Annotated in this window: 4 protein-coding genes and 3 pseudogenes; 4 read left to right on the top strand and 3 right to left on the bottom strand. The window is 63.2% G+C overall.

Annotated features, from left to right (window positions below; genetic code table 11):
* The first annotated feature begins 421 nt into the window (after positions 1-421).
* Entirely contained in the window at positions 422-961 is a 540-nt protein-coding gene (locus LH475_RS09660; RefSeq protein ID WP_297413682.1) for a hypothetical protein, read from the top strand.
* 478 nt (positions 962-1,439) lie between these two features.
* Here LH475_RS09660 and LH475_RS09655 read toward each other — a convergent pair whose 3' ends face one another.
* Positions 1,440-1,775 carry a cupin domain-containing protein gene (locus LH475_RS09655; protein ID WP_297413680.1) on the bottom strand — a complete coding sequence of 112 codons (336 nt, stop codon included), beginning with the start codon at positions 1,773-1,775 and terminating at the stop codon, positions 1,440-1,442.
* A 573-nt stretch (positions 1,776-2,348) separates the two neighbouring features.
* On the opposite strand from LH475_RS09655, the pseudogene LH475_RS14570 reads away from it, so the two are divergent.
* The 3 genes and pseudogenes from LH475_RS14570 to LH475_RS09645 all read left to right on the top strand — a co-directional run.
* A pseudogene (locus tag LH475_RS14570) lies at positions 2,349-2,612 on the top strand (M48 family metalloprotease); the annotation flags it as partial.
* Between the two features lie 28 nt (positions 2,613-2,640).
* Positions 2,641-2,952, top strand: coding sequence for a M48 family metalloprotease (locus LH475_RS09650; RefSeq protein WP_297413678.1), 312 nt, complete (start codon positions 2,641-2,643; stop codon positions 2,950-2,952).
* 471 nt (positions 2,953-3,423) lie between these two features.
* Positions 3,424-4,437, top strand: a pseudogene (locus LH475_RS09645) (IS256 family transposase); the annotation flags it as partial.
* A gap of 166 nt (positions 4,438-4,603) precedes the next feature.
* Here the strand turns inward: LH475_RS09645 and LH475_RS09640 are convergent.
* Both LH475_RS09640 and LH475_RS09635 read right to left on the bottom strand, forming a co-directional pair.
* Positions 4,604-4,930 carry a GYD domain-containing protein gene (locus LH475_RS09640; protein WP_297413676.1) on the bottom strand — a complete coding sequence of 109 codons (327 nt, stop codon included), beginning with the start codon at positions 4,928-4,930 and terminating at the stop codon, positions 4,604-4,606.
* Positions 4,931-5,313: 383 nt separating this feature from the next.
* Positions 5,314-5,436, bottom strand: a pseudogene (locus tag LH475_RS09635) (AAA family ATPase); the annotation flags it as partial.
* Positions 5,437-5,773: the final 337 nt, after the last annotated feature.

Raw genomic sequence — 5,773 nt, 5'->3', positions numbered from 1 at the left:
GAGCGGCCGCGCGGGGTGTTCGTCGTGCGTGGGGGGCTGACGGTCAACACCTCGGTGCGGGTCGATTCCGGACAGCCCGGCAGCCAAAGGTTCCCCAAGATCGCCATAGCTGCCACCCTGAGCCTGCCGAACATCGGAGTGTCCGAGGAGGCCGTCAGCGTGATGGGGTTCGCCCTGGACACCGGGTTGCCTCCCGGGATCGTCTCCGCGGACAAGCAGTACTTCGCCAACGCGACTGTGGAATCCCTGCACCGGCCGGTGCCTGCACCAGCCGGTGGCCGACCTCGGATTCACCCCCTCGACCGCATACCGCATCGACCGGCTCGGCGTGCAGGGCGGCAAAGCCGGTGCCGTGTACATCGAGGGTGACGTCTAGTGCCCCCGCACCCCGCAGGCACTCAAGGACACCACCAAACAGTTCATGGCCGGCGAGATCGGCAACGACACCTTCCGCCAACGCATCCAGGAACGCACCCAGTTCGTTTTGCGCAACAAGGAGAAACCCGACCCAAACCCCGAGGATGTGCCCGAGTTCCTCGACGACATCTGGCGCCAGCACTCCGTGACCTTCACCGAGCACGACACCATCCGGCAGAAGCAGGCGTTCCCCCATCAGAGCAAGGAATGGGACAACTTCCACACCCACGCCCGGCAGTCGATTGAGTCCCTCCACGAGGGCGTCAAAGACCCCGGCACCGAACAGATGGAACTCTCCGGACGCCGCCGCGTGCGCGGCTTCGCCGCCGCCCAACTGTTCATCACGATCCTGCTGGTCAACTACAACCTGAGAAAGATCGCTTCGTTCCTGCGGGACGAGGAACACGGCACCACCGCGCAGAAGAACCCGATCATGCGCCGCCGCGACCGCATCTGGGACAACCCGTACACGAAGACCGTGGAGCGCGAGTCCGCTCTCGAACTGCAACGACTCGGCAGACTCATCAGCCCCCTGCGAACCTAAACCGACACTCCGGCATCCCCGACACCGCCCGAGAGGGCAAACCCACCGCACACCGCACAATTCGCCGCGCCCCGAAACGGGCGCCATCGTCACTTAACAGCCCAAAGCCGCGAAATTCTGACCAGCCACCGGCGCCCGACCGCGGACCGTCGCCGAAAACGCGAAACGCTCCCGAGTTTCCTCAGGAGCGTTGTGTTTTACGACCGTGCTTTCAAGAGTTCTAAGTACATTCCCGTGGGTCGTTGGGTTTAGTCGACAGGCCCCGTGAATGTTGGCCGACGCGGCCCCCATGATAATCACGATCCTTTAACGCTCAATCAAGAATCCTCCCGTTCGGAAGCCACCGAAGCGACAGCAGTCCCCGTGCGGAGACACGGCCGCGTCCCCCGAACCTGATGATGGCGATCCGTCTACGGCGGTGCGAAATCGTCCGATAGTTCATTGTCTGTGGAGGTGACATCATCATGGCCTAGGGCTTTCAGACGATGTCGATCGAGATCTCGACAGCCGATGTCGTGCCCGTGTTCTCGAGCCAATGCGTGGTGTGCCTGTCTTCGGGCCAGCCCGGTCCAGGCCCGTATTCCTCAGCCTCGCCATTTCGATGGTCGGTGATCGTTCCCTGCAGGATGTAGACCGCGCCCGGCCTGCCCACGTGGTCGTGGATCGGGCCGAAGACACCTCCAGGTTCGATGGTCACCTTGCGCATCCGGAGCTGACGCCCCGCCATACCCGCAATCTCGGGACCGAGGTCGACTGTGGCAAGCAGTTCGATCGAAACACCTTTCGACTCCGGTACCGCCTGTTCGTCGCTCATGGCATATCCCTCCTTCGACAGACCCGGCGTTCACGCTCGGGAAAATCATTCTCCATCGCGATCACCAAAACCTCCACCGGCTCAACTTTTAGCCGCAGGCGCCGGCCCAGCCTCCGCAGGAACGTCACTCACCGATGTCCCTATGGCGGTCGAAGCTTCTCTTCACCGTCGACCGAAGTTATTTGCCTGCAGGTATGGCTGGGCCTTGGCGGGAACTGGACGGGCAGAAATAATCGCTCCTAACGGGCCCACCTCCGAGCCGGGGCGGAGTCGTCGCTGTAGCGCGAATCAACCAAAGCCGGGACACATCAGACCCACCACACAACTCGGGGCGATTCTCGGCTTGGGTGTTCAGTGAGCATTGGCCGCTCGTGGCGCTCGCGATCTTCTGCCCGCTTTACGTGTGGTGGTCGCTCAGCCACGCCACGGCCTCGGCAGCCGAGTCGGCTGCCTGGGCGGCGGCCGACGCCGAGCAGCAGCCGCGGCTTCATCGGGTGGTTGCGACGACGGCGATTCGGGCGGGCATCCCGATGCCGCGAGTTGGCGTGATCGACGACCCAGCCCCCCAACGCCTTCGCTGCCTCGCTGTCGCCGAAAGACGCAGTAATCGGGGTGACCAGCGGTGCCCTCGACCTGCTCAATGACAGCGAGTTCGAGGCGGTGATCGCGCACGAGGTGGCGCACATCGTCAACCAGGACGGCCGCGTGACGCTCACCACCTTCGCACTGGTGGGCTCGATCCCCTCGCTCGCCGGCGTGCTCATCGTGCTCGGCTGGGCGATGACGCGGTCGGTGCTCGAGCAGTTTCGGTTCGGGTTGGGACTCATTCTCGGCGCCGTCGGCGTGTTGATGCTCGTGCTCGGCAGTGTCGCGGCGCCGCGAGTTTCTGGCCGACGCCAGCGGTGTGGAACTCACCCGCTACCCCGACGGCCTCGTGCGCGCGCTCGAGAAAATCACCGCGCACAGCGCGCCCATGACAAAGGCCACGGCCGAGGTGAGCGGGCTGTTCATCGTCAACCCGATCGGCGATGGCTGGCTCGCAGGGCTACTCAGATCGCACCCGCCGGTGGCGGAGCGGGTGGAGCGGCTACGGTCGATGGGGCGCGAGTTCCAGGGAGGTCGACGACAGCGCGTAGACAAGTCTCGCGCACCTCAGGAGGCACGACGCACCGCGTGATGGGATGCCCAAACGGGTCGTAGGACCGGAGGGCGCCGCTGCGCGGGGGCCTACGATGTTGTCTCAGTGGATGTTGATACAGAACCAGGATTGCGCCCCGTTGCTGTCGACAGCTAAAGCGCAATCCACCGATCACCGCACCGACTTCACCTCCGCGCCTCCCCCGCGCCAGAGGCCAACCGGCCGCGATGGACCGACATCGGCACCATTATCCAGTGCATCGCCCTCCCCACCCTTCGTGCCGTCGACGAGCTCGGATAACCCCCCACGACAAGTCGAAGCCGCGACACTGTTGCGAGTCCACAATTACGCGGTGCTATTCACTGGACTCTTCGCAGCAACCACAGGCAGACCCGCTGGCCGCCAAGAAAGCCTTCGCTTGAGTCTCGGCGTGGATCGCAGTCATTCGGAACAAGATCATGGAAGGAAGCTCGCGGGACGGTCGCGTCACGAAGTCGAGACAAGGCTGCCCTGCTTGACCTGCTTGGCCGATTGAAAGTCACCGATGTCACCGATCGAATCCGGTCGGTGACCGAGACGCTCTATCAGGAGCTGATCGACGCGGAGGCGACCGCGTTCATCGACGCCGAGCCGTTTGAGCGATCCACCGAACGCACCAGCCAGCGGAACGGATCCCGTCCTCGAACATTGACGACCACTACTGGGGACGTCGGTTTAAGGGTCCTGGAGCTGCGCACCGGGTCGTTCTTCACGGCCCTGCCGCAGCGGCGCCGCCGGGTCGATCAGGCGTTGTTCGCGGTACTGGTGGAGGCCTGCGTCCACGGCGTCTCGACCCGCAAGGTCGACGACCTTGTGAAGGCGCTCGGCGCGGACAGCAGGATCTCCGAATCTGAGGTGTCGAGGATCTGCGCGAGCGCCGACGCGGAAGAAGCCGAGTTCCGCGCCCGCACCTTGAGCGGACTGGACTTCCCGTAAATGTTCCTCGATACGATTTACTGCAAGGCCCGGGTTGGGCACCGGATCGTGTCCCAAGCTGTCGTCATCGCGGTGGGCGTCGCGGCAGACGGCCGCCCGGAAGTTCTCAGCTTCGAGGTCGGCGACAGCGAGAGCGAGGCTTTCTGTACCAGCTTCCTCCGCTCCCTGAAGACCGGCGCCCTCGGCGGGGTGAGGCTGGTCATGTCTGACGCCCCCACCGAGCTGAAGAAGGCCATCGGGACGGCATTCCAGGGCGCCGGCTGGCAGAGATGGCGGGTCCTTTTCATGCGGAACGTCCTCGCGGTGGTGCCGAAAGGATCGCAGGACATGGTGGCCTCGATCATCCGCACGATCTTCGCCCAGCCCGACGCGGAACACATTCAGAAGCAGTTCGCCGAGGTCACCAGCGTGCTCGGCCGGTCCCACCCGAAGGTCGCTGCGATGCTCACCGACGCGCAACCCGACCTGCTCGCCTTCGCCGGATCCCCGAGGCGCTACTGGCGACAGATCTGGTCAACGAACCCGTTGGAACGGGTGAACATCGAGGTCATCGACGAGGCAGTGATCCTCCCAGGACCGGGCGCCGGCTACGCCGGAACTACTGACCCGCACGGTGGTGAGAAACTCCACCGCGCAGCGAGACGTGACCTCGAGCAGCGCGCGGCTATGGGCGGCGGAGGCTCAGGTAGGTCCAGCCTTTGGGGCGCCGGAGATGTTATGTGCCCGGAGACCGGTACTTAATCTGCCCGGCTGTCCGCATGGCTTCCATTGTTTCGTCGACGGTCAAGAGCACTGTCGTTTCGAACGAGCTCAGTGCGCCGCCTCCGCTGATGGCCAGTGCCACCGCGGCCATGGACGCGTTGTCCGGGGCCTCCCACACGCTGTATCCGTCGTGGGTGCCAAAGGCATACCAGAATCCATGGAGTTTCCCACCGACCGATCCGATATACGCCTGGGCGGCCTCTCGGCGGTCTTCCGGGTTGCTGATCAGCCTTGCCCAGGTCTCGGTTGTATAGCTGAACTTTGTCAGATAGAGCGGCATGGTCTGTTCCTATCGTTCGCCATCGGAAGTGTGGATTCACCCAGAATGGCAGCCTGCTGCCATGTCGGCAAGGGATCACACCTAGGTTCAACAGCCGGGATATCGACAGCGCGGCGGCGCCTCGAAACGGGCGCCATCGTCATTTAACGGCCCACAACACGGAAAATCTGGCGGCCCACCGGCATCCAGCTGCGGACCGCCGCCGAAAACACGAAACGCTCCCGAGAAACCGCAGGAGCGTTGTGTATTACGGCCGTACTTTCAACGGTTCTTAATACAGTCCCTTTGTGGGCTGTTCCAAGGACCTCAACTCGGCTAAAACGGCGGGGCCGATCCTCGACACCGACGTGCATTTTCCTCCGCCTGCTCCTCGATTTTCCACCACCATTGCGGGCGATGGTTCTAACGAGGTTCTTCTCGTCCTCTGCGTCGACAAGTTCGTTCACGAGCCTGATGGCGAAGGTGTATTTGACTCGGATTCCCATTTCGGCGGCCGCCGTTGACAGTCTCTGATGTCGACAACTTTAAGTGTTTGTGTATAGCTAGAGGAATGCCTGAGCTCGTCTATTGGCGATGTCACGTCGGGTATCGCTGACCGGGAACTTCTTGCAGATCCGCACCAGGGATGCGGGATTGATGAGTCCGGCTTTCACGAGAGCGCTCACAAACTCGAGGTCCTTGTCTTCACCGCGAACAAGCTTCGCGGCGCACAAGTCCTGTGGATCCAGGCATCGGGCGGCGTTTTAACTACTGACCCACACTCCGAGGTTCACGTCGATGAGGGTGGCGAGGGTGTAGTCCTCATCGTCCGTGATCGGTGCGATGTCGACCTCGTCCGAGAGG

The sequence above is a fragment of the Cryobacterium sp. genome (assembly GCF_026786305.1).
In the GTDB taxonomy this organism is placed as follows: Bacteria; Actinomycetota; Actinomycetes; order Actinomycetales; family Microbacteriaceae; genus Cryobacterium.
Note: the sequence above shows the minus strand (reverse complement) of the source record. Positions and strands in the feature narration are given on the sequence as shown.